The sequence below is a fragment of the Thermaurantimonas sp. genome (genome assembly GCF_046299575.1).
Lineage (GTDB): Bacteria > Bacteroidota > Bacteroidia > Flavobacteriales > Schleiferiaceae > Thermaurantimonas.
Genome location: NZ_JBKBHX010000001.1, coordinates 499708 through 523015 on the forward strand (window position 1 = coordinate 499708; position 23308 = coordinate 523015).

General features: G+C 40.5%; 16 protein-coding genes. 9 read left to right on the forward strand and 7 right to left on the reverse strand.

Translation table 11 applies throughout. From position 1 onward, the window contains the following. Position 1: 1 nt before the first annotated feature. Positions 2-3175, forward strand: coding sequence for a T9SS type A sorting domain-containing protein (locus tag ACK4EX_RS02050; protein ID WP_409769260.1), 3174 nt, complete (start codon positions 2-4; stop codon positions 3173-3175). A 65-nt stretch (positions 3176-3240) separates the two neighbouring features. Continuing rightward, on the forward strand, positions 3241-3921 hold the full coding sequence (locus ACK4EX_RS02055) for an SDR family NAD(P)-dependent oxidoreductase (RefSeq protein ID WP_409769262.1): 681 nt from the start codon (positions 3241-3243) through the stop codon (positions 3919-3921). 10 nt (positions 3922-3931) lie between these two features. On the opposite strand, the gene ACK4EX_RS02060 is transcribed toward ACK4EX_RS02055, so the two are convergent. The 3 genes from ACK4EX_RS02060 to panC are packed head-to-tail and all read right to left on the reverse strand — an operon-like array spanning position 3932 to position 6189. After that, positions 3932-4945: a lysylphosphatidylglycerol synthase transmembrane domain-containing protein gene (locus ACK4EX_RS02060; protein ID WP_409769264.1), complete on the reverse strand. Its 1014-nt coding sequence runs from the start codon at positions 4943-4945 to the stop codon at positions 3932-3934. An 18-nt stretch (positions 4946-4963) separates the two neighbouring features. Further along, on the reverse strand, positions 4964-5314 hold the full coding sequence (panD, locus tag ACK4EX_RS02065) for an aspartate 1-decarboxylase (RefSeq protein WP_409769266.1): 351 nt from the start codon (positions 5312-5314) through the stop codon (positions 4964-4966). Positions 5315-5325: 11 nt separating this feature from the next. Continuing rightward, entirely contained in the window at positions 5326-6189 is an 864-nt protein-coding gene (panC, locus tag ACK4EX_RS02070; protein ID WP_409769268.1) for a pantoate--beta-alanine ligase, read from the reverse strand. Positions 6190-6311: 122 nt separating this feature from the next. Here panC and ACK4EX_RS02075 point away from each other — a divergent pair, with 122 nt between their 5' ends. The 5 genes from ACK4EX_RS02075 (at position 6312) to ACK4EX_RS02095 (ending at position 14107) form a co-directional block, all read left to right on the forward strand. Next, complete coding sequence (locus ACK4EX_RS02075) at positions 6312-7139, forward strand: glycogen/starch synthase (RefSeq protein WP_409769270.1); 828 nt, start codon at positions 6312-6314, stop codon at positions 7137-7139. Between the two features lie 26 nt (positions 7140-7165). Continuing rightward, a complete protein-coding gene (locus tag ACK4EX_RS02080; RefSeq protein ID WP_409769272.1) occupies positions 7166-8455 on the forward strand; it encodes a DUF4270 family protein in 1290 nt (429 codons plus the stop codon). Positions 8456-8461: 6 nt separating this feature from the next. Further along, positions 8462-10306 (forward strand): glutamine--fructose-6-phosphate transaminase (isomerizing), encoded by a 1845-nt coding sequence (glmS, locus tag ACK4EX_RS02085; protein ID WP_409769274.1) that lies wholly within the window; start codon positions 8462-8464, stop codon positions 10304-10306. A gap of 267 nt (positions 10307-10573) precedes the next feature. Then, positions 10574-11968, forward strand: coding sequence for an arginine decarboxylase (locus ACK4EX_RS02090; RefSeq protein WP_409769276.1), 1395 nt, complete (start codon positions 10574-10576; stop codon positions 11966-11968). Positions 11969-12079: 111 nt separating this feature from the next. Further along, positions 12080-14107, forward strand: a complete 2028-nt coding sequence (locus ACK4EX_RS02095) for a T9SS type A sorting domain-containing protein (RefSeq protein WP_409769278.1) — start codon at positions 12080-12082, stop codon at positions 14105-14107. Positions 14108-14183: 76 nt separating this feature from the next. On the opposite strand, the gene ACK4EX_RS02100 is transcribed toward ACK4EX_RS02095, so the two are convergent. After that, a complete protein-coding gene (locus ACK4EX_RS02100) occupies positions 14184-17066 on the reverse strand; it encodes an alpha-amylase family glycosyl hydrolase (protein ID WP_409769280.1) in 2883 nt (960 codons plus the stop codon). Positions 17067-17188: 122 nt separating this feature from the next. Here ACK4EX_RS02100 and ACK4EX_RS02105 point away from each other — a divergent pair, with 122 nt between their 5' ends. Then, a complete protein-coding gene (locus ACK4EX_RS02105; protein ID WP_409769282.1) occupies positions 17189-18658 on the forward strand; it encodes a pyruvate kinase in 1470 nt (489 codons plus the stop codon). Position 18659: 1 nt separating this feature from the next. Here the strand turns inward: ACK4EX_RS02105 and clpX are convergent, their stop codons facing one another. The 3 genes from clpX to ACK4EX_RS02120 are packed head-to-tail and all read right to left on the reverse strand — an operon-like array spanning position 18660 to position 21915. Beyond that, positions 18660-19925, reverse strand: coding sequence for an ATP-dependent Clp protease ATP-binding subunit ClpX (clpX, locus tag ACK4EX_RS02110; RefSeq protein WP_409769285.1), 1266 nt, complete (start codon positions 19923-19925; stop codon positions 18660-18662). 6 nt (positions 19926-19931) lie between these two features. Continuing rightward, complete coding sequence (locus ACK4EX_RS02115) at positions 19932-20606, reverse strand: ATP-dependent Clp protease proteolytic subunit (protein WP_409769287.1); 675 nt, start codon at positions 20604-20606, stop codon at positions 19932-19934. Between the two features lie 7 nt (positions 20607-20613). Continuing rightward, on the reverse strand, positions 20614-21915 hold the full coding sequence (locus ACK4EX_RS02120) for a trigger factor family protein (protein ID WP_409769289.1): 1302 nt from the start codon (positions 21913-21915) through the stop codon (positions 20614-20616). A 164-nt stretch (positions 21916-22079) separates the two neighbouring features. On the opposite strand from ACK4EX_RS02120, the gene ACK4EX_RS02125 reads away from it, so the two are divergent. Further along, a complete protein-coding gene (locus ACK4EX_RS02125; RefSeq protein ID WP_409769291.1) occupies positions 22080-23234 on the forward strand; it encodes an SPOR domain-containing protein in 1155 nt (384 codons plus the stop codon). Positions 23235-23308 lie beyond the last annotated feature (74 nt).

Below are 23308 nucleotides of genomic sequence, written 5' to 3' on the forward strand. Positions count from 1 at the left end.
TATGGAAAAAAACAACAGGGATATGAATAGAAGAATGTGGTTTGGTGCTCTTGTTGGAGCATTAATGATGGGTGGAATATTGATTATCAACGTGTATCATGATGCCGAAACGACCATCAAGTACCAGCCAAGAGTAAAAACTACAAGTTTTGACAATGCTTTGGGCGCTGCTCAATGGCTCCATCAGATTCGTGCTAACCAGATTACCGGTGAGGTAAATCCGGCCGATGAAATTCAAGCCATGCTTGAGCATCAAAAGTTTATGCAGCGTTCTACCTCTTTGGGCCTTACCTGGGTTGATATGGGCCCTGATAACATTGGTGGACGTACACGAGCCTTTTTGCAAGATAAAGATAACGCAAGCCTCATGTTTGCCGGGGGTGTGAGTGGAGGTCTCTATCGATCAACTAATGCAGGTGTTAGCTGGACTCCCGTCAACATTATGCAAGAAAATCTTGCCGTTGTATCTATATGCCAAACTGAAAACGGAAACATTTATTACGGTACCGGTGAGAGTATGTATTACTCACCCTTTGGTACAGGAGCCGGTGGTATTCTTGGTCAGGGGATTTTTAAATCCACAGATCGAGGACTTACTTTTACACAGCTGCCATCGACTGTACCTACACCCAATAGTACCGGAGCTGACTGGGTTGCCGTGGGAGCAATGGTCCCCCTGAAAGGTTATCCCGATGGAATATTAGTAGGAACAAACAGAGGGTTGAGATATTCAACCGATGGAGGCCAAACCTGGACAAATCCTATCTCAGGACCAACTGGAACAATTCGTTGCACCGACTTATCGCAAGACAAAGATGGAGGAGTTTGGGCCAGCATCGGAATGCGGACTTTCTATTCACCTGACGGTATTAACAACTGGACTGAGATCTCAAAGCCCGCTAATCAAGCTGGCCCAAACGATCTCCCCGTAGATAATGGTGAGAGATCTATCGTAGCTGTATCTCCACAAGACCCAAACTATGTATATGTCATCACTTGTGACGCCCAGCGCAATTTTCAGAGAGCGTACCGAAGCACAAATAAGGGACAAACCTGGACAGTTATTGGTCAACGGTCTACTACATTTAATCCCATTGATCAGGGTCAATTTGCAATGATGCTCTCTGTGTCACCTGTTAATAGAGACAAAATTTTTGTAGGTGGCTTGCATTTGTGGGAGTGGTCTCTCACAGGCGGATGGGCTCAAATCTCTTCATCATTTAAGTCACCCAACAATCCTTATTACGTACACGTTGATCAACACAGACTGGTGGGTAATCGTCTGAACGGAACAATCGTTTATGCTACCAATGACGGTGGTATCTTCCGCTCAACTAATGATGGCTTAACCTGGACAGAAGTAAATATTGGTTATATTACCACTCAATTCTACTCTGTTTCTTACTCATTTGACGGCGAAGTAATGGGTGGTACACAAGATAATGGCACTATATACGTAAACTTAGAGGGAAACACACCTAAGTCAGGATTTAGAACTACAAGCATCGAATTCCGTGGTTCTAACCGCGATGGAGATGGCGGTTACACCGAGATTTCACAACTCGATAAACGCGTACAGTTTAAAGCAATGCAATATGGTATTCTGGGTCGTTCAAACACTGGTGGTCTGACCTTCTTTGAATTCTATGATTTCCCGAAAATGGACCCCAATAATCAAAGTTCGACCTTAAGTCCATCCTTTGCTCCATTCGTAACTCCGTTTATGCTCTGGGAGAGTAGAAATGATCCTTTCAGCAGAGACTCTGTTTGGTTTGTAGCTAATCCTTCTGTGCTCTCATTAGGATTTGGACAAAACAAAAGAGACTTTTCAGGAGTACTTCCTAGACCGCAAGCATCGGCCATTTTTGTAGCAAATACCTTTAAGATCATAGTTGCCTTCGACACAATAAAGTCTAACGCTCAAGGCGTGCTCTCGAGCCCTTTAATCGAAAATGGAAACTTCAATGCACAAACAGGTGAGTTTACCGTACGCTTTAAGCAGGGCGTAACGCCTGAAGTTGTAGCCATGTGCAATGTACGCTACAACAATGGTTCAAAGCTTCAGATAGAATCAAAGACATTACAACAAAAGTTCACCTACACATTAACTCAGAATCTCGAGCCACTGGATTCGGTAAGAATTCAGGATCCAGTACAGTCGATGTTCTTTGTAGGATTGAATTCACAAGCTAACCTTGTAGGCGGATTGTTTATGACACGTGGTGCTCTCGATTTTACAAAAACTCCTAATTGGGTGCGCCTTGCACACTTAGGAACTGGCACTCAGGTTTCAGCCTTAGCGGTTTCTAATGATGGGGATGTGCTTTTTGTAGGTACTAACAACGGCCAACTTATAAGATTCACAAATCTCAAAAATGCTCGCGACAGTGCATCTGCCGACTTCGCTAATCCAAACCGAGTACTTGAGCAAACTACAATTCGCACCTTCCCCGGAAGATTCATTACTTCAATCGCTATTAACCCAAATAATCCAAATAGAGTAATTGTAACCCTTGGAAACTATGGGAACCAGGATTACATCTTCTACTCAAACAATGCACTATCTGCATCGCCTACTTTCGTAGCCAAAGGTGGAAACATGCCTAAGTTTCCGGTGTATGCCAGTGTAATAAACTTCCAAAACCCGAATCAGGTAATTGTGGGTACAGAATACGGTGTGTATTCAACTGCGGATATTACTGCTACTAGCGTTGTTTGGACCCGTGAAAACGAAGGTATGGGTAATGTACCTGTATTTATGCTTCGTCAGCAGCAGGTGGGTATCGACAAGAAAACAGGAAATTGGCTCTCTGGTCGTATCTATGCAGGTACCCATGGCCGTGGTATGATGCGCACAGATATCTTAGCTACAATAAGTGTAAAAGAACCAAATGAAGAATCAGTTAACCAACAAAAACAGTCACTATCGCTCTATCCCAACCCCGCGAACGGATATACCACTGTTGACTTAACTCTTCAACAGCCCACAACTGTGGAAATTTTGGCTAGAGACTTAACAGGTAAAACGGTGAAGAAGATACGCTTCGATCAAGTAAATCCTGAAGTTAAGTCGCTCAAAATTGACGTATCAGATCTTAAAGCTGGGACATACATTGTTGAGCTCTACGCAAATGCCAAACTAAACGGCAGCTCGAAACTCGTAATTGTGAAATAACCTTATAAACAAAAACTTCAGAGCCGCTCCTACTTTTGGGGCGGCTTTTTTATTTATACAGCGTAATGAAAACAATAGTTGTAACTGGCGGATCGAGAGGAATTGGGTTTGAAACCATCCGTTACTTACTCAGTCATGGACATCGAGTACTCAATATTTCAAGAAATACTCCTGACTTCGATGAAGATTACTATAAGAAAGGCGTTTTTTTTCATCTACCCTTTGATTTAAAAAATCCAGATACATTGGCTCTTGAGCGCACTTTTGATACATTAGGTACAATCGATGTAATCTTTAACAATGCCGGCTATTTGGTAAACAAACCTTTTTTATTGCTTACCAAAGAAGACTTTTTGAATGTGTTTCAAATCAATGTTTTTTCGTTAGTACAAATTCTTCAAACGGCATTGAAATACTTAACACCAAATGCTCATATTGTGAATGTTAGTAGCATAGGAGGACTACATGGAAGCCAGAAATTTCCCGGTCTATCAGCATATTCATCGAGTAAAGGTGCCGTAACTGTCTTAACAGAATGTCTTCAGGCAGAATTTCAGGAAGGTGGTTTTACCTTTAACGGGCTTGCCTTTGGCGCTGTACAGACAGAGATGCTCAGCGAAGCTTTTCCTGGATATAAAGCACCTATAACAGCTGCTCAAATGGCTGAGTTTGTGAGTTGGTTTTTGCTGAACGGACAAAAGTATTTCAAAGGAAAAATCTTACCGGTAAGTCTTTCGAATCCTTGATGCTATCTTCTTAAAATTCTGTAACAACGGATCTTTTGCCTCTCCAAACATACATTCCAATCAGACTAATAAATCCTGCCGCAAGAGTCATAATAAATTGACCTGTATGCACTAAAGTAGCAAAAGCCATTCCTGTATCAGCAGCTATACCGAGAATTCCCATACCTGTAACCACAGCGTAATGATAGGATCCTATACCTGCAGGAGCAGGAACCAGCATGCCAAGGCCAGCTACAATCATTATGAAAAGTGAATCAGAGAGAGATAAATGCTCAGTAGCCGGTAAAGCATATACTACAATATGCACCATCAAATAATAGCAAAACCAGATAAAAACCGTATGTAAAATAAATGGAATTTGTTTTGGGGTATTCATTACTGAGAAAATGCCTTCCCTAAACCCTGCCCAGAGTTCTCTAATTTTACTCATTACAGGCAGCGCTTTAAGTCTATTTCTAAAGGCAAAAACGATCATTAAAACTATAATTAAACTTCCTAATACAATCCATTTGGGACTAAGCGAAGCTTCCTTTGGTGAAGCATCCGTCTTAAAAGTCTGATTGTAGAAAGCAACTATTTTTCCAACATTAAATAACAAAGAAAGTAACAAACTCAATAAAAGCATTAACATATCGACCACGCGCTCAGCTACTACAGTGCCCACAAGGCGATTTATTGGAACTTTAGTGGCCTGATGCAAAGCTGTACATCGAATTACTTCACCAGCACGAGGCATGGCTGCATTCGCTAAATATCCAATCGAAATGGAATGAATTGATTTCCAAACGGGCACACGATATCCCATCGGTTCGAGCAAGTAATTCCAACGGATTCCGCGTGATATAAAAGCGAAATAGCCTAAAATCATGCTTATAATCACGTATTCATATCTGGCACTCAGCAGGTCATACCAAAGCTTTGTCAGATCGATATTTTTTAGAGCAAGAAACAGGAGGAATCCACCGATAGAGGCAAAAAGAAGAACCCTTAACGTTTGTTTGAAAATAGATAGAATTCGGTTCACAACGATCAAAATACTTTGTTATCGGAGTCTGTTTGTCGTCTCGTCAGGGAAAATTATAACAGGCTTAAATTTTTTTGCTTCTTCAAAATCCATGATCCCATAAGAAATGATAATAATGATATCGTCTTTCTGAACCTTACGAGCTGCAGGTCCATTCAGCGTAACCTCACCACTTCCAGGCACACCCTTAATTACATACGTTTCTAATCGTTCTCCATTATTGATGTTTACGATTGATACTTTTTCGCCCTCAATGATATTGGCAGCCTTCATGAGTTCTTCGTCAATGGTAATGCTGCCAATGTAATTGAGATCTGCACCTGTAACGCGTACCCTATGTATCTTTGATTTAACTACTTGTATTTGCATGGTGCAAAGTTCTAAAACAATTTCAAATTGTCAATTAATCGAATGTTATTAGCATAAACAGCGGCAAAAGCTCTGAGTTCTTCTTTTGGTGTAGTGGGTGATGCAATAGAGAGATCACGCTGGTCTGCTATCAAAAAGTATTCAATTTTTAAGAGGGGAGCACGCGCATGTAAGTAATTTTCAAAAATTTTAAAACAACTTTCTTGACTCCATGAATGATTGTCACAGAGGAATTCCCTGACCTTTAAAAAGCCTTTATAAATTTGAGAAGCTTGATTGCGAGACTGTTCATCCAGTCGCAAATTTCTGGAGCTTAAAGCAAGTCCATCTGGCAGTCTTACAGTATCTACAGGCTGTATAGTGGTTTTAGGAAAATATTTTTTTGCCAGTTCAGTAACAATTAACAGCTGCTGATAGTCTTTTTCTCCAAAAAATGCCACATCGGGCTGTACAATGGAGAACAATCTATACACTACCGATACTACACCCTCAAAATGCCCCGGACGATATGCCGCTTCCATCACTTTTCCGAGATTTCCGAGTGATAATTCGACTATAGAATGTTGGAAGCCGTCCGGATAAATTTCTGATTCATCGGGCATAAACAACACATCGCAACCTGAAGTTTTACAAATCATTACATCAGCATCTACCGTGCGAGGATAATTCTGAAGATCTTCTGGGTTATTGAACTGCGTTGGATTTACGAAAACACTCACAACTACAACATCAGTAGTTTTCCTTGCTTTGTCAATCAATGAAACGTGACCCTGATGAAGTGCTCCCATCGTGGGTACGAATCCAATTTTTAACCCCTTATTTCTTCCTGCGCTCAGTGCCTCCTTAAGCTGCTCTGAGGTATGTGCTAAGATCATTCAAACAAATTGAAAATGCGGAACAAATCTACGCGTTCGTTTTTTTATGTAACCTATTATTCGTACCTTTGCACAATCTATGTTATACAGTACTTTTCTTTCAAACTTCCAATGTACTTTGTATGAGTAAAAAGCGCATCTTGTACATTTCACAAGAGATCACTCCTTTTTTACCCGAAAATCCTCTCTCTAAGCTTTCGCTCAGCCTCCCAAAAAAAATGATAGATGCCGGAAATGAAGTGCGAATATTTATGCCGCGTTTTGGGGTTATCAACGAGAGAAAGCACCAATTGCACGAAGTCATCCGGCTTAGTGGAATCAACATCGTGGTAAATGATATGGACATGCCCCTTATTATAAAGGTGGCGAGTGTGCCAAATGCGCGTATGCAAGTGTACTTTATTGATAATGATGAATTTTTCAAAAGAAAATACACATTTTTTAACGAGGAAGGTCAACCTTTTGACGACAACGACGAGCGCTATGTTTTCTTCTGCAAAGGAGTACTTGAAACGGTAAAAAAACTTGCTTGGTCTCCAGACATCATTCACATTTCTGGTTGGTTGCCTGCGCTCGTCCCTATGTATATTAAAAAGTATTACAATAACGAACCCCTTTTTGCAGAAAGTAAAATCGTTTATACACGATATACTTTCCCCTACCAGCAAGTGCTGAAAACTCCGAATCAGCTCCCTGAAATTTTATCTTTTGACGGTCTTTCGCTCGATTTTCCGGCAAATGAACCGATCGATGTAGAAAAGTTCTATGCCACGGCTGCACCTTATTGCGATACATATACTTATCTTAACCCACCTCCTCCAGGTTTAGAGCACAAAGACCGCATCAATCCGGAAGCTAATGTGTACGAATTGTACAACCTGACTGACCTTGAGTCTTTTTTTACAGAACATTATGATCAAATACACAAATTAGAAAGTGTAGAGAGTTGATGAAAAAAATTCCGAAAGCAAGATTGATGCAAAGGACACTCCTCATCATGTGTCCTTTTTTATTTTTAAACTGTGAAAAAGACCTCGGGTCTCTGGGGTTAAATCAGATCCAAGACCAAAAGTCTGATTTTCTGTTTACTGACTCAATTCCTTTTATTACTTACACAGGTTTTGACGATTCCATACCTACTTCTCTAACCGGCAGATTGCTACTTGGTCGATTGTACAGTCCAGAATTTGGAGAATCAAAAAGTGCATTTGCTACGAATTTCCTCCTTGAACAGATCAACCCTACCTTCCCAGATAATGCAGTATTGGACTCCGTAGAGCTTACACTTCGATATTTAGGCCATTATGGCGATACTACTGTTCCAATGCACATTAGGGTCTATAAACTGGAAGATCGCCTATACTTAGACTCCACCTATTATTCTAATCAATCCTTTACCAAAGGTCAGCTCTTAGGAGAAGCTACCGTGCTGCCTCGACCGAATACGCGTGTACCGAGAGGTAACGACACCATCAGTCCACTCCTGATTATCAAGCTGGATAGAGACTTCTTCAAAACTGCCATCATTGACCATTCCAGAACGAATGCTTCTGACTTTGCAAACCAGGATGCCTTTATGAATTACTTTAAAGGCATTTACGTTGAAGCCCTGAGTGGCAATTCGATATTGTATTTTAACCCCTTTCAAATAGCCACTGCTATACGACTTTATTTCAGAGACAGTGATACCAATACTATCTTCAGGACCTTTAGGTTACAAGGCGACAATTCACCGGTGCCCATCAATGCAGTAGTTAATGTATTTAGCAACGATTATTCAGGTAGTCAGGTAAAGCTAAATCAAGACACAATAAACGGTGAATCCACCACATTTATAGCAGCAATGAATGGGCCTTACACCGTTGTGAAATTCACAGATTTCTCAAAGCTCAGGCAACCTGGAGTAGTACTCAATAAATTTGAAATCATTCTTCCGATTAAGCCCGGAATAGAAGGTAACCACATATCTCCACCCAGAGTTTCAGCATTGGTAATCGATAGTACGGGTAAACAAAACGTCATCAAAGACGAGTCGTTTACTTCACCTGAATTTTCAGGAGTTTTAACAAGAGGGCGATTCAGATATGCATCTTACACCATTACTTTGACTCGACAAGTATCTGAAGCCATTCTGAAAAACAATTCAACCTTGAAAATCGCTATCAAAGCTCAAAACGGCATTTCGACTGCAAATCGAACTGCCATTGTGGGCAATGCTAACCCTGACATCAAACCTCAAATCAAAGTGTATTACACAAAATTTTAAAGACCTATGTGTGGAATAGTTGGATACCTGGGATATCGAGACGCTTATCCCATTCTTATAAAAGGTCTCAAAAGATTGGAATATCGCGGGTATGATTCTGCTGGTATTGCCATCCACAATGGCGAAGAAATTCATTATTACAAGAAAAAAGGTAAAGTATCGGATCTCGAGAGCATATCGGAATCTGCGCCCCACGATGGCAAAATGGGAATAGCTCATACCCGTTGGGCAACACACGGCGAACCCAGCGACACAAATTCCCATCCTCACACTTCTCAGTCAGGAAATCTTTTTTTAATCCACAACGGCATTATCGAAAATTTTCACTCCATAAAAGAGGCATTAATAAGCCGTGGATTCAAATTTTACAGTGAAACTGATACGGAAGTACTCGTTAATCTTATTGAAGACATACAACAAGGCGAAAACTGCTCCTTAGAAATGGCCGTGCGCCAAGCTTTAAATCAAGTGATTGGCGCCTATGCTATTTGTGTCTTCGACAAAAGGAATCCCAATGAAATTGTAGTAGCCAAAATGGGAAGCCCTCTTGTAATAGGGCTTTCACCGGATGAATACTTCATTGCCAGCGATGCCACACCATTTTTAGAATACACCAAAAAGGTGGTGTATTTACAAGATGGAGAAATGGCTTTGATTAAAAAAGGCGCACCGCTGGTGATTAAAGAAATTTCTACCAACCTTCCGATCAATCCTTATATCCAACAACTTCAAATGGATATCGAACAGATTGAAAAAGGAGGGTTTGAACATTTTATGCTCAAAGAGATCTATGAGCAGCCTCGCTCCATCCGCGATACCCTAAGAGGCCGCCTCTTGGCCGAGCAGGGCCTAATTAACATGCGCGGTATTGACGAATACAAAGAAAAGTTTCTAAATGCCAATCGCATTATTATTGTCGGCTGCGGAACATCCTGGCATGCGGGCCTTGTTGGCGAGTACATGATCGAAGATTTGGTGCGAATACCCGTAGAGGTAGAATATGCTTCCGAATTCAGATATCGCAACCCGCTCATCAATGAAAAGGATGTAGTGATTGCGATCAGTCAAAGCGGTGAGACGGCCGATACCCTCGCAGCTGTGAAGCTTGCTAAGTCAATGGGAGCCACCATTTTTGGAATATGCAACGTAGTAGGTTCATCTATCGCCCGTGAAACTCACGCTGGCGCCTACACGCATGCAGGTCCGGAGATTGGAGTGGCTTCTACAAAAGCATTTACTGCACAAATAACCGTGCTAGCCCTCATGGCACTGAAGCTCGGCTATATGAAAGGTACTTTGAGCGAATCGCGTTATATGCGTTTATTGATAGAGCTCAACTCAATTCCTGAAAAGGTAGAGGAAACACTTAAGTGCGATCCGATTACAAAGTATCTTGCCGAAAGATATAAAGATTCAAACAACGCTCTTTATTTAGGCCGTGGTTACAACTTCCCTGTGGCGCTCGAAGGAGCACTTAAGCTCAAAGAAATCTCCTACATACATGCAGAAGGTTATCCGGCTGCAGAGATGAAGCATGGCCCCATCGCATTGATCGATGAAAACATGCCAGTAATTGTCATTGCGCCTAAGAGCGATCAGTACGATAAAATCTTTTCAAACGTTCAGGAAGTAAAGGCGCGCAAAGGAAAAATTCTGGCCATCGTAAATCATGACGATGAAGATATCGCTTCCATCGCTGATCATATCATTGAGGTACCCGAAACAGAAAACATCTTTTCTCCCATCATCAATACAATTCCATTGCAACTTTTGTCTTACCACATTGCCTTGCTGAGAGGTTGTAACGTAGATCAACCAAGAAATCTGGCTAAGTCTGTTACAGTGGAATAATTCGGATTAGATTACGTTTAGTGGATTTAAAACCTGGCTATGAAAGCCAGGTTTTTTTATTACCTGTATTATAGCATTTTAGCCTACCTGAAAAAAGCCCGTATGCTGTTTTAAACCTAAAAAATAGTAGGCTAAAACGACTTATGTAAATAAATCCATCTCACTTAAATTGAATTTTTTTGAATTATCTAACTAACTTACTTTTAAATTTAATATTGAAACTAAAATCTCTATTTTTACCTTTGTGCCGCAGTTAATCAAAGAGCAATGAAAAACAAATATATTGATCTGATTGAGCAGACTTTCGATTGGCCTCAGGAAGAATTTAAACTCGAAGACGATACATTGCTTTGGCACAATATCAATTTGATGGACATTATCAAGCAATACGGAACACCTCTAAAAATTAGCTATCTGCCCAAAATTTCGCAGCAGATCCAAAAGGCCAAAATGCTTTTCAATGTGGCTATGGCTAAAGTAGATTATAAAGGGAAGTACAACTTCTGCTATTGCACTAAGTCAAGCCACTTCTCTTTTGTGCTAGATGAAGTACTGAAAAACGATGTTCATCTTGAAACTTCTTCAGCTTTCGATATCAACATAATCGACGCCCTATACCAAGACGGAAAAATCGACAAAGAGATCTACATCATCTGCAATGGATATAAAAAGGATGTATATGTCGAAAATATTGCCCGCCTGATCAACAATGGCTTTGAGAATACCATACCAGTATTTGACAACATGAAAGAAGTAGATCAGCTCGATGCGTTGCTTGAAGTACCTTGTAAGATAGGCATTCGCATTGCAGCCGAAGAAGAACCAAAATTTGAATTTTACACCAGCCGATTGGGTATTGGATACAAAGACATTGTGCCTTTTTATCTTGAAAAGATTAAAGACAATCCTAAGTTTGAGCTCAAGATGCTCCACTTCTTCATTAATACAGGCATCAATGACAATGCCTACTACTGGAGCGAATTACTTAAGTGCGTAAACGTGTATATCGAACTTAAGAAGCATTGTGAAACCCTCGATTCACTCAATATAGGCGGTGGATTTCCAATTAAGAATTCACTCAATTTTCATTACGATTATGCCTACATGGCAGAAGAGATCATTGCTCAAATCAAGCAAGCTTGCAACTCTGCAGGCGTTCGTGAGCCACATATTTTTACAGAATTTGGTTCCTTCACCGTAGGTGAAAGTGGGGCAGTTCTCTTCTCTATTATGGGTCAAAAAAAGCAAAATGATCGCGAAGCATGGAATATGATCGATGGATCATTCATGACTACCCTACCCGACTCATGGGCCATAAATAAGCGCTTTATCTTGCTTGCCATCAATAACTGGTTTGAGGAATACGAGCGTGTGCTCCTGGGCGGCCTTACCTGCGACAGCGACGATTATTACAACTCAGAACAGCATTCTAACGCCATCTATTTGCCTAAATACAAAGAAGACCGGCCTCAGTACATTGGTTTCTTCCACACCGGAGCATACCAAGACAGCCTCGCAGGCTATGGAGGAATCCAACATTGCCTCTTACCAGCTCCTAAACATGTGGTAATAGATTTGGATGAAGATGGCGAAATCCGCACAAGGCTCTTCGCTAAAGAACAAAGCTACAAGAGCATGATGAAGATTTTAGGGTATATGTAATAAAATAAATCATTTAAGTTTAAGTAAAAAGCCGGCTTTTGCCGGTTTTTTCATTGTTAAAAATTTTTTAATGTAAAAACAAACAATTTATGTTTGTAAAAAATAAACCAGATGAAAAAGAGCTACTTACTACCAGCTATGCTTGCTATAGCAAGTACACTCCACGGCCAGTATTATTATATTATCGGTCTACAAAAAGGAAATCCTGGAAACCTAAACCCGGATTTAGAATATCCGGTGGGTGGCGGACTCACCACAGGATGGACCGTAATTCATGACGGCAATGCTGTCTCTGGGCCACAGTGGAGTTCTGTTCGAAGCATTCCTTTCAGCTTTTCCTTTAACGGAAATCCAGTGACACATTACAAAGTGAGCACATCGGGCATTCTGACATTCGATACTGCAGCCACATCACTACCGCCATACGGTCGACTTACACTGCCAAACTCAGGCGTGCCCAACAACTCGGTGTGCATTACCGGAATTAGTTCATTGGAAGCAAACGATAAAATCGTAACAAAGACTTTTGGTACAGCTCCAAATCGCCAACATTGGATCTTCTTTACTTCTTACAGCAGTAATAATTCAGCGAGTTGTTTTACTTACTGGAGCATCGTTTTAGAGGAGACTACAAACAGAATACACGTGGTTGATCAACGAAATGCATGTGCGAACTCACTCTTTTCAGTGGGTTTACAAATCAACAGCACTACCGCCATAATGGTAGCTCCTTCGCCTAACCTGACATCAAAAGCGCAAACCAATCCTGCACCAGACGACAACGAATATTACACCTTTATATTTGGTACTCAACCACAGAGAGATGCCGCTGGAGCATCTATCACCACAGCAAGTATTCTGGCACTTACACAAGCACCCTTTACTATCAGCGGTACTTTCGGAAATTTAGGATCAGCAACTATTACCAAAGCAACTGTAAACTACAGCATCAACAACGGTCCTGCGGTATCAGCCACACTTTCTAATTTAAATTTTCAACCCCTTACAATTGCTACATTCAATCATCCTACAACGTGGAATCCAGGCACATCTGCAAACTATACTATAAAAATGTGGCTAAGCGGTATTAATGATCAGAACGATCAGAATAACGATAACGACACTGTCGTAAAGGTGATCAATGTAGTACCGGCACTCACACAGAGAAGACCTCTGATGGAAGTATTCTCTTCATCTACATGTGCACCATGCGCTCCTGCAAACGCTTCCTTCAAGGCTCTAATGGATCAACAGCCACCTGATCACTTCACTGTAATCAAATATCAAATGAGCTGGCCTGGTACCGGAGATCCCTATTACACGCCAGAAGGAGGCGACAGACGCACTTTTTACGGAGTAAACAGTGTGCCCAATATGCAAATTGACGGTGGATGGAATCAGCACGCCGGCCAAGCTACACAAGCAATCATTGATCAATTTAGAGCCGTACCATCATTTGTAAACATAAATGCCACAAGCACTCGCAACGGCCAAACCATCAATGCGCAAATCACCGTTTCGCCTGTTGCCAACTTAACCGGAAACATTCGACTCTTTGCCGCTATTAAAGAGACGCAAACTACTCAAAATGTAAAGACCAACGGAGAGACTGTGTTTTACGACATCTTCAAAAAATTTATGACACCCTCCACTGGCCAGGTAGTAACTAATTTAAATGCCGGCACCCATCAAACGTTTAATTTAACCTACACCTTCAACGGCACATACATCCTGCCGCCTAATGCTACACAACCCGTCAACCATGCTACCAATCATACGGTTGAAAACTTCAACAACCTCCGGGTAGTAGTTTGGCTCCAAGATATGTCCACCAAACAAGTGCTCCAGAGTACCCAGGCCACAATGTCGATGGTGGGCATCGATGAATTAGAAAGTAGAGGTATAAGGATTTATCCAAATCCCACAAAAGACCAACTAAACATTGATTTGCAATCACTTTCTGACTTCAACAACATACAGTGGAAAGTCTTCAATGTAAATGGTCAGATGCTAATGGGTGGCAGCGAAACCGCTGATGCCAAATTGACTTTGGATGTAAGATCACTTCCAACAGGTCTTTATATCCTTGAAATAGGAAATGGATCGCAAGTAGTTCGATCAAAATTTCAAAGATTGTAATGTAAAGTTTGGTTTGCACCTAAAAATGAAAAAGGGTCGGCTCAAAAGCCGACCCTTTTATTTACTATAAAAGGAATTAATGTATTTTATTCAATCTAAAAGTAGAAGAATGCAGCTTGCCAGTGAGCTTAAGAATATACATACCCGCCTTAACTTCATTTCCGTTGGAATCTTTTCCATTCCACCAATGTAGATGTACTCCGCTACCGAGTTTTTCTTTATCAAGTAGTGTGATCACTTTTCTGCCACTTAGATCAAAAATTTCGATGCTTACTTCATCTAATGAATGCAAATAAAAGTCAATGGATGTGCCGGTAGCAGGTACGGGATTGGGATACACGCGTAAACCCGGATCCAATACATGAGCAGATGAAGGCACTTCGTCGGTCGAAAGAGGAATGATCGGACTCAAATCAGGAGCTGGTAATTGGGATGTAGTGTAAATGCGATACTCCCCTGGCTGAAGGGTAATTTGAGCATTCAGATCAGTCACATTTATACTTGAATTGGTAAAATATTCATACCAGGTGCCTGTTTTGTTAAAACCTGGAACAAAAGAGATAGGTTGCACGTGAATATTTCCAAGTATTACCACATCCATCGATGGATGATAAAGAAAAATTCGCTTGATCAATCCACCCACATCGAGGTTAAAATTATTGGTCGAAAAAGCTGGGTATTGCGTTTTTAAGCGTGCCAAAGCAGCATACACTTTATATAGTCTGGCGCGATTGGTTACTTGTATATAATCCCAGCGAATGGGCTTTTTATCGGTACGGCAAGAGGAACTTATGGTTCCATTCGGGCAGTAGTTAATTGAGTACGGATAGCCAAGCTCATCAAACTGCCACCACATTTTAGGGCCAGGTATAGGTATAAGCATAGTCGCAACCATTTCAGAACGTTTCAATGCCACATTTAATTCGCGCACGTTGTGACTTGGGTTTGATGTATTTCCGAAATTCAAAGCTTCATACATCAGGCGTTCTTCGTCGTGACTTACGGCATATCCGATCAAATGAGGAGAGTTCCAACCACGTGTCTGGTGAGATACCCAAGAGAAGTTGCTATTTGATTGAAATCCAAGAATGCACTGCTTATACGCTTCGTGAATCATTCCCCAGAGCATCATTCCGTTATTGGCTAATACAGTTTCTTCGTCGTTGTTGGCAAAATGCTCGAGAATTACGTAAGCAGTGGGATCTACACTCCAAATGTGGGATGAATAGTCGAGCCATATGTTGATGCGGCTTTGGTCGTACTGATTCCAGAGAGCGATGTTGCCTAAAGAATAGGTTTGAGTAAAGCCTTTTGAAAGGTCAAATCGAAATCCATCGATTTTAAATTCCTTTAGCCAGTACTCCATAACGCGCTTTGAAAACTGGCGAGTATGCGGGCTCTCGTGATTGTAATCGTATCCGACACCAAAGGGATGGCGATCCGTTTCGTTAAACCAAGGATTATCAGGCGTAGGCTGACCGTACTGACCGGCATTGGGATTAAAGTACATTCTGACCTGAGGATTTTGCCCAAATGAGTGATTTAGAGCAATGTCGAGTATTACCGCTATTCCATTTCGATGGCACTCTTCTACAAATCGCTTAAAGTCGTTCTTTGTGCCATAGTATTTGTCAACAGCAAAGTAAAACATTGGATTGTAGCCCCAGCTTTCATTGCCTTCAAATTCCATGATGGGCATAATCTTAACGGCATTAATGCCTAAATTTTTTAAGTAAGACAAAGTGTCTTTAAGTGATTTAAAATTGTGTGAATGTATAAAGTCTCTCAACAGCAATTCATAAATCACAAGTCGCTCTTTTGGTGGGCGTTGATACTGAATGGTGGTATCCCAAGGATAAGGATCTTCGCCAGGTTGAAGCACAGAAACTACATGTGAAGTTTTGCCGTGTGGATAAGGAATGAGATTCGGATACACTGACGGAGGAATGTATTGATCGTTCCAAGGATCAAGTTGCAGATCGGCATACACATCACCTACCTGAAGCAAGGTAGAGTCGATCCAGTATTGATATCTGTATTGTTGTTTTGGCGTTAAACCATTGATTTGTACCCACCATACATCGCCGTTTTGATTGCGCTTCATAAAATATTTCGGATCGAGTTCCCAATTGCTCCAGTCGCCAACGGCATACACAAACTGCTTAAAAGGCGCATGTAGGCAAAGTATGAGTGAAGAATCGTTCAGATAGTTAATGCCGTATTTCACGTTGGCCGGAGGATTTTGTACGGTTACAGGGGGTTGTACGATAAAGTAGGTAGAATCATAAACCGTGGTTGTACCGTTCGTAGCTTCAAGCGTTATATAGTGTTTTCCAAATCCCAAGAGGTTTGTATTTATGGTTCCGGTAATTGTTTTGGTATTGTTTTGCTGCGAAATGGTAGTGCCATTTACTTTAATTCTAAGCGTACCAAAATCACTGGATGCCCCTTCGATTTGAATGACTTGATTAATCTGGCGGATCAGATGTTTTCCGAAAGGCTTTACAAGCTTTGCTGCAAATTGACCTGGCTGATAAACATCTACGAAAATATCACTGCCGTCAGCATTTCGACCTACACGTGTGCCTGCAGCATTCCGAAATACAAAGGCCATTTTGTACACAATCGTTCCTGGTGGCAGATTGTAATAAGTAGGTATGTGATACTTGATCTGATGAAGATTATTTCCTAGAGGAGTCATTAGCACCTTCGGATCGGCCGTGCCCCAAGTGCCTTGAACATGCATCCATGAGGTAGGTGTAGGGCTCGTGTTTGTTATTACGCCAGTATGAGCATAAATAGGGACAAATCCGGCCAATTGACCGTTGCCCTGCGATGCATCGTATATGATGGTAACAGTGTCGTTTTGCGTGGGAAAAATTGGAATCGTGGTGATTACCTGAGAATGGGCAAGCACACATACTATCCATCCCAACAGAGCGAATATTTTTCTTTTCATAATCAAAATAAATCTGTTGGCTAATATAGTGTAATTTTTACACTAACCAAAAAATTGACTATTGTCATACACTTAACAAAAATGATTCATGACCTTGCTGTGCTATAGACAAAAGAGAAAACATGAAGAGCACCAAAGACTTAGTCGAATTTATAATACACCTTGAAAAAAAATTTACGCAATCAGAAATTAAAATACAGGAATTGCAACTGCATCTTAATTATGAAGTCTCAGCTAAGAACCTGGCAAAATATCTGATTTTGAGAAGTCACGAACTTCGCCCTATCCAAAATCAACTGCATCATTTAGGGTTATCTTCTCTGGCTGCATCTGAAAGTCACACACATTATCAATTACTCAATGTGCTTAAATGGCTTGCTCCAGAATACAAAGGGAAAGAGTGTACGCTCTCTGATGACGTAGGAAGAGATATTATAAGCCAAAGAACTAAAAAACTCTTTGGCGATAAACGCGCAGATCACAACATTCCATATCTGATGGTAACCATCGACGAACGCAAAGCCGACGATGTGAAATATTTTGAGAAGTTGCTCTTCAACGGGATGAATATCGCTCGTATCAACTTTGCTCATGCAGACGAATTCATGGTCTCTCAGATAGCAAACTCGCTTCAGACAGCTATTATGAACACAGGTGTACCTTGTAAAATCCATATGGATCTGGCAGGTCCTAAACTCCGTACCATCATACCTAACAAGAAGAAAAAAATTGAACTGCAGCTCAACGATGTCATCTATTTACAAGCAGCTACAGCGAATGAAAGCTTCCCGAAAAAAACAGTTTTGGTTTCTGAAACATGCATTTTTGAAACTTTACAGTCAGGTCACAGAATTTACTTCGACGACGGAAAATTTCACGGGATCATTGAGGAAGTAAAAAATCAAACAGCTGCAATTCGCATCGTCAGAACTCCACTAGATAATGCCGTTTTAAAACAGGATAAAGGCATTAATTTGCCTGATACGCATCTGAATACCCACTCTCTCACTACTGATGACATAAAAAACCTAAGACTAGTAGCATTATATGCCGACCTTATAGGCTATTCTTTCGTTCGCAAAACAGAAGACATTCAACTTTTGAGGACATATTTAAAGGAATTTGGCATTCATAAGCCAGTGATTTACAAAATTGAAACATCAGAAGCGGTTGACAATTTTGTCGAATTGCTCTATGAGGCAATGAAAGATCCCCTTTTTGGCATTATGATCGCCAGAGGCGATTTAGCTATTGAAATTGGCTTCGAGCGATTAGCCGAGATTCAAGAAGAACTGCTTTGGCTGTGTGAAGCAGCTCATAGCCCTGTCATTTGGGCAACTCAGGTTCTCGAGAGCCTGAATAAAACAGGCTTAATCACACGCAGTGAAATTTCAGATGCCGTAATGGCCTCTATGTCAGAGTGCGTTATGCTGAACAAAGGCAAAAACATCGTTCAGACGATGCAAACGCTTAAGGACATCTTGAAAAGAGAATCGTCTCATCGCGAAAAGAAACGATTCACGATGAGACCCCTCGGAATTGTCAAAAAATTTGTATCAGAACGTTTAAATAATGGTCATAGTGACCAGTGAATTAAGAAACTGCCTTTAGGTGTGTAAGTATATCCGACTTTTCAACCTGCATAGCAGCGTATTCGGGAGTTAGTTCGAAGACATTGTCTTTTATTTCCATTGAAGGCAGCTCAAACATAGCTTCTGTTAGGATGGTTTCACAAATAGAACGCAGACCTCTGGCCCCAAGTTTATAGGTGATCGCCTTGTTTACGATGTAATCAATTGTCTCATCAGGCACAATAAGCTCAATTCCGTCGAGAGCAAAAAGTTTTTTGTACTGTTTAATAAGGGCATTTTTTGGCTCTGTAAGTACTCGACGAAGGGCGGATGCATCAAGGGGCATCAGATGGCATACAACGGGCAATCGGCCGAGCAGTTCAGGTATCAGGCCAAAAGTACGCAAGTCTGAATGGTCAATAAACTCGAGCAGTTGGTCTTTTTCGAGTGTGCGCTTTTTGTTTGAATGGTATCCTACAGTAGATGTATTAAGCCTTCGGGCTATAATCTTGTCAATGCCCTCAAAAGCACCACCAGCGATAAAAAGGATGTTTTTTGTGTCTACCTCGATAAACTTTTGCTCGGGATGCTTTCGACCTCCTTGTGGCGGTACATTTACCTTGCTACCCTCTAGGAGTTTTAGCAACGCTTGTTGAACACCTTCGCCCGAAACATCACGCGTGATGGAAGGATTATCGCCTTTACGGGCGATTTTGTCGATCTCATCTATGAAGACAATGCCATTCTGAGCAGCCTCTACGTTGTAGTCAGCAGCTTGCAGCAGTCGGGAGAGAATACTTTCAACGTCTTCGCCTACGTAACCAGCCTCAGTTAGCACAGTGGCATCTACCATCGCAAAGGGCACATCAAGCAGCTTGGCTACTGTGCGGGCAAGCAGTGTTTTACCTGTTCCGGTTTCACCTACCAGTATAATATTTGATTTTTCGAGCTCTACATCATCATCTTGAGCAGAGATGTCTTGAAAGATGCGCTTGTAATGATTGTAAACTGCAACAGAAATCACTTTTTTAGCTTGATCCTGACCGATCACGTATTGATCGAGATAAGCTTTAATTTCAGCTGGTTTGTAAATTTTGCGCTGATTGGCTGCTTTTGCACCTTTTTTCTTTCGATTGGCATAATCGTGACCCAACTCTGCCCCTACTAATTCATAGGCTTGCATCACGCAATAGTCGCAAATATGCCCGCTTACGCCAGCAATGAGCATATTCACTTCCTTTTTTTCGCGACCACAGAACGAACACGATTGATAGTCGGGTCTTTTCATTTTGGATTAACCTCTATTTTTCTTTGAAATTAAAACTTCGTCGATCATGCCGTATTCTTTGGCTTCTTCGCTGCGCATCCAGTAGTCGCGGTCACTATCAGCAGCGATTTTCTCAAAGGTTTGACCAGTATGCTTTGAAAGGATGTTGTACAGTTCGTCGCGCACACGAAGTGTCTCTTTTAAGGCAATTTCCATATCAGCTACCTGGCCTTGGGTTCCACTCATGGGCTGGTGAATCATAATGCGGCTATGCTTTAGAGCGGTGCGCTTACCTGCTGTACCGGCACAAAGGAGTACAGCAGCCATTGAGGCTGCAATACCAGTACAAATAGTTGCCACATCAGGAGCTACCATTTGCATGGTATCATAAATTCCAAGACCTGCATACACCGATCCACCTGGCGAATTGATGTAAATCTGAATGTCCTTTTTAGCATCTGTACTTTCCAAAAAGAGCAATTGTGCCTGCACGATGTTTGCCACCTGGTCGTTGATAGCTGTGCCCATGAAGATGATTCGGTCCATCATCAAGCGGCTGAATACATCCATTTGAGCCACATTTAGTTGGCGTTCTTCAATGATGTAAGGTGTCAGTGAATTTTTAATATACGACTCGAGAGTAAGTGATGAAATGGACTGATGTTTAACAGCGTATTTTTTAAATTCTTTGCCGAAATCCATAAAGTTATTAATTAGTGTTTGACAAAATTTCTCTGAACTGAGTTAACGTAACGGTATATGGATTTGTTTTATGGCTTACTAATGCATTTTTAAGCATATATTCGTACGTGCGTTCAAACATTTGTTCAGCTCTTTTTTTGTCTTTTAACATACTTTCTACGTAATTTTTCATCAGGGGTTTCATCGTTTCGAGCTTATCTTCTGGTAGAGATTTTGTGTATTGTTCTGTATAAAAATCTATTACGTTATCCCATGAAACTTGAAGTTGAAGCAAGCGAGCTAACGTTTTATTTGTCAAAGAATTAGTTAATTCCCAAACCAAACTGCTTGCAATGGTTTCGAAGGGAGAATTATTTTTGTTTTTTTCATTAGAATTCCACCATTTCGCCAAAAAATTCATCGGGAGATTTGTGATTTTAGAACGCACAAAATCAAAGGCTTTTCTCAAAAAGATATCCTTGGCTAATTCGTTGAATTGCTCTTCAAAGTCTTTTTTCAAAAACTGCTTAAATTCTTCCGGGTTTTCAAAAGTTTTAGAAGGCAATAATTTTTTTGCTAAAGTGAGTTCATCGATCTCTTCAAATTTCACCATTCTGCCTAAATGGATGTGATGTGATGAACGGAGATTATCGAATTTTTTATCTTCAGGATTTTGAATATAATCTAATACATTTAAATGCTCTTCTTTTTGTTGAAATTTTTCGAAAAACACCTGAAGTTTATCGACCAAAATATCGCTTTTTGCAATAAAAGTTATTGAATGTTCTGGTTCATGATTTCCATCATGGGAATGGGCATGGGTGATGATTTCAAAAGCCTCAGTTTCATCAATGCCATTTACCTCTACTACATTTTTATTCTCACTCTTAAGGCGGGCAATTTCTTCATCAACCTCTTGTTCGGTAAGTTGCACAGCATACAGGGGTTCAGATGTAATTTCTGAGATTTCAATCTTAACTTCGGGTTCAGTTCCGAATTCAAAATTTACTATCACATTTTCGCCAGTAGAAAAGTTGGCTTCTGGCGAAAACTCTGCCACCGGATCTAAAAGCAGCTTGAATTGATTTTTTGTAACTTCTTCTTCAAAAGCTTTATATGCTTTCTCATACGTTTCATTTATTCCGAAGCTATCTCCGTACATTTTTACGATGAGTGGCTCAGGAGCCGTCCCTGGTCTGAATCCTGGAACGACGGCAGTTTTTTGATATTTTTTTAAAGCTTTCTTTCGCTCCGAAAGGAACTCTTCCTTTGAAACAGTAACTGTAATTTTTTTGTGATTTTCAGCAAGTTCAGTGAGTATTATTTCCATTCGTGTCCATTAAAATTTATCGGACAAAGCTACGATGACTCTTTTAATCGATTTTAGTTTATTAAAATAAATATGTGCTTCAGACAATTAAAAAGACATTTTTAACAAATTTATTAAGTAAAAACAAAAAAAAATATACATTTACCGCTTGAAAAAAATAAAAAATGAAAAATATGTTACGATTCGTAACTCTGCTCCTATCTACACTTACATCTATCACAAATCTGGGAGCTCAGGGACATTTTGTTGTAAATGCATCTCTGGGCGTTATGAAAAACATTTCACCTCTTAATTCATGGTCATTTCAGCGCTATAAAATAAATGCCAGCATGACTCCAGATATAGGATATCAGTTTAATGATAAAATTTTCGCTGGTGCTTTCTTGTCTGTAGGAATTTTGAACGGCGCTAGCCCTAATCTTTATTACGAAACCACTTACTTCTCCCCAGGATTGTTAGGCAGATTAAACATCATGCCTTTCCTAAATACCAATTCTAAAATCAGAATTGAGGCTGAAGGAGGTTTAGAAGTTTTTTCATTTTATGGCACACGATATAATAGAAATACAAATATTTCAATTGTTCAGGTGCCTTCTAACAGAAATTCACTGAGTTTCGGCCCGGGAGGGTTTGCAGGAGCAAGATTAACAATACCGATGAATAATTATTTAGGAATAAGTGGAGGTTACAGGTTTCACATTTTAAACAATCCCTGGACAGATGTATACAAAAAGACTCCAGATGAATTTCTCTCTCTGATACATGATTTCAATATCGGATTAAGATTGTCCCTTGAAAACATGCTGAAGAAAAATGAAGTTCGGGTAGACCGCAAAAAGTACCAGAACTTGAATGCCCAGCTTAACGACCTTCAGCAAAATCAGCAAAGAATAATTGCGTCTAATGAAGCCAAACTGAAAGAGAAAGACAATAGAATATTATCACTGACCAGAGAGAACGACAGTTTGAGAGCTTATATCGCAAGTCTTTCTTTAGAAGATGATGAAGATTCAAGAACTGTTCAGACAGTTACTACTACCAGTGACAGGGTAAGAGGTGGAAAGAAGCAAATTGATCCAATGGAAGCCGTTAAAAATAAAGCTTTCCGTATTATAGTGGGTAGTTTCCCAACACAACTGATGGCACAAACATATATGGAAAAATCGCCACTTAACAACCCAGACATGTTTGTGGTGTTTGTAGAAGACCTTAAAACATACAGAGTGGTCTACAAATCATATCAAACACGCGATGCGGCCATGAAAGATCTCGGCAAAGTGCGTGAAAGCGTTAAATCAGCTTGGATTATTTATTTCTAATACCTTACTAATTTTTTCTACAAACAGGTTGCCTATCATTGGCAACCTGTTTTTATTTGTAGCGACATGAATTT

Excerpts from the sequence above, each read along its gene's own strand:
- ACK4EX_RS02050 (WP_409769260.1), top strand. The coding sequence starts at position 2 with ATGGAAAAAAACAACAGGGATATGAATAGAAGAATGTGGTTTGGTGCT.
- ACK4EX_RS02055 (WP_409769262.1), top strand. The coding sequence starts at position 3,241 with ATGAAAACAATAGTTGTAACTGGCGGATCGAGAGGAATTGGGTTTGAA.
- panD (WP_409769266.1), bottom strand. The coding sequence starts at position 5,314 with ATGCAAATACAAGTAGTTAAATCAAAGATACATAGGGTACGCGTTACA.
- panC (WP_409769268.1), bottom strand. The coding sequence starts at position 6,189 with ATGATCTTAGCACATACCTCAGAGCAGCTTAAGGAGGCACTGAGCGCA.
- ACK4EX_RS02075 (WP_409769270.1), top strand. The coding sequence starts at position 6,312 with ATGAGTAAAAAGCGCATCTTGTACATTTCACAAGAGATCACTCCTTTT.
- ACK4EX_RS02080 (WP_409769272.1), top strand. The coding sequence starts at position 7,166 with ATGCAAAGGACACTCCTCATCATGTGTCCTTTTTTATTTTTAAACTGT.
- glmS (WP_409769274.1), top strand. The coding sequence starts at position 8,462 with ATGTGTGGAATAGTTGGATACCTGGGATATCGAGACGCTTATCCCATT.
- ACK4EX_RS02090 (WP_409769276.1), top strand. The coding sequence starts at position 10,574 with ATGAAAAACAAATATATTGATCTGATTGAGCAGACTTTCGATTGGCCT.
- ACK4EX_RS02095 (WP_409769278.1), top strand. The coding sequence starts at position 12,080 with ATGAAAAAGAGCTACTTACTACCAGCTATGCTTGCTATAGCAAGTACA.
- ACK4EX_RS02100 (WP_409769280.1), bottom strand. The coding sequence starts at position 17,066 with ATGAAAAGAAAAATATTCGCTCTGTTGGGATGGATAGTATGTGTGCTT.
- ACK4EX_RS02105 (WP_409769282.1), top strand. The coding sequence starts at position 17,189 with ATGAAGAGCACCAAAGACTTAGTCGAATTTATAATACACCTTGAAAAA.
- clpX (WP_409769285.1), bottom strand. The coding sequence starts at position 19,925 with ATGAAAAGACCCGACTATCAATCGTGTTCGTTCTGTGGTCGCGAAAAA.
- ACK4EX_RS02115 (WP_409769287.1), bottom strand. The coding sequence starts at position 20,606 with ATGGATTTCGGCAAAGAATTTAAAAAATACGCTGTTAAACATCAGTCC.
- ACK4EX_RS02120 (WP_409769289.1), bottom strand. The coding sequence starts at position 21,915 with ATGGAAATAATACTCACTGAACTTGCTGAAAATCACAAAAAAATTACA.
- ACK4EX_RS02125 (WP_409769291.1), top strand. The coding sequence starts at position 22,080 with ATGAAAAATATGTTACGATTCGTAACTCTGCTCCTATCTACACTTACA.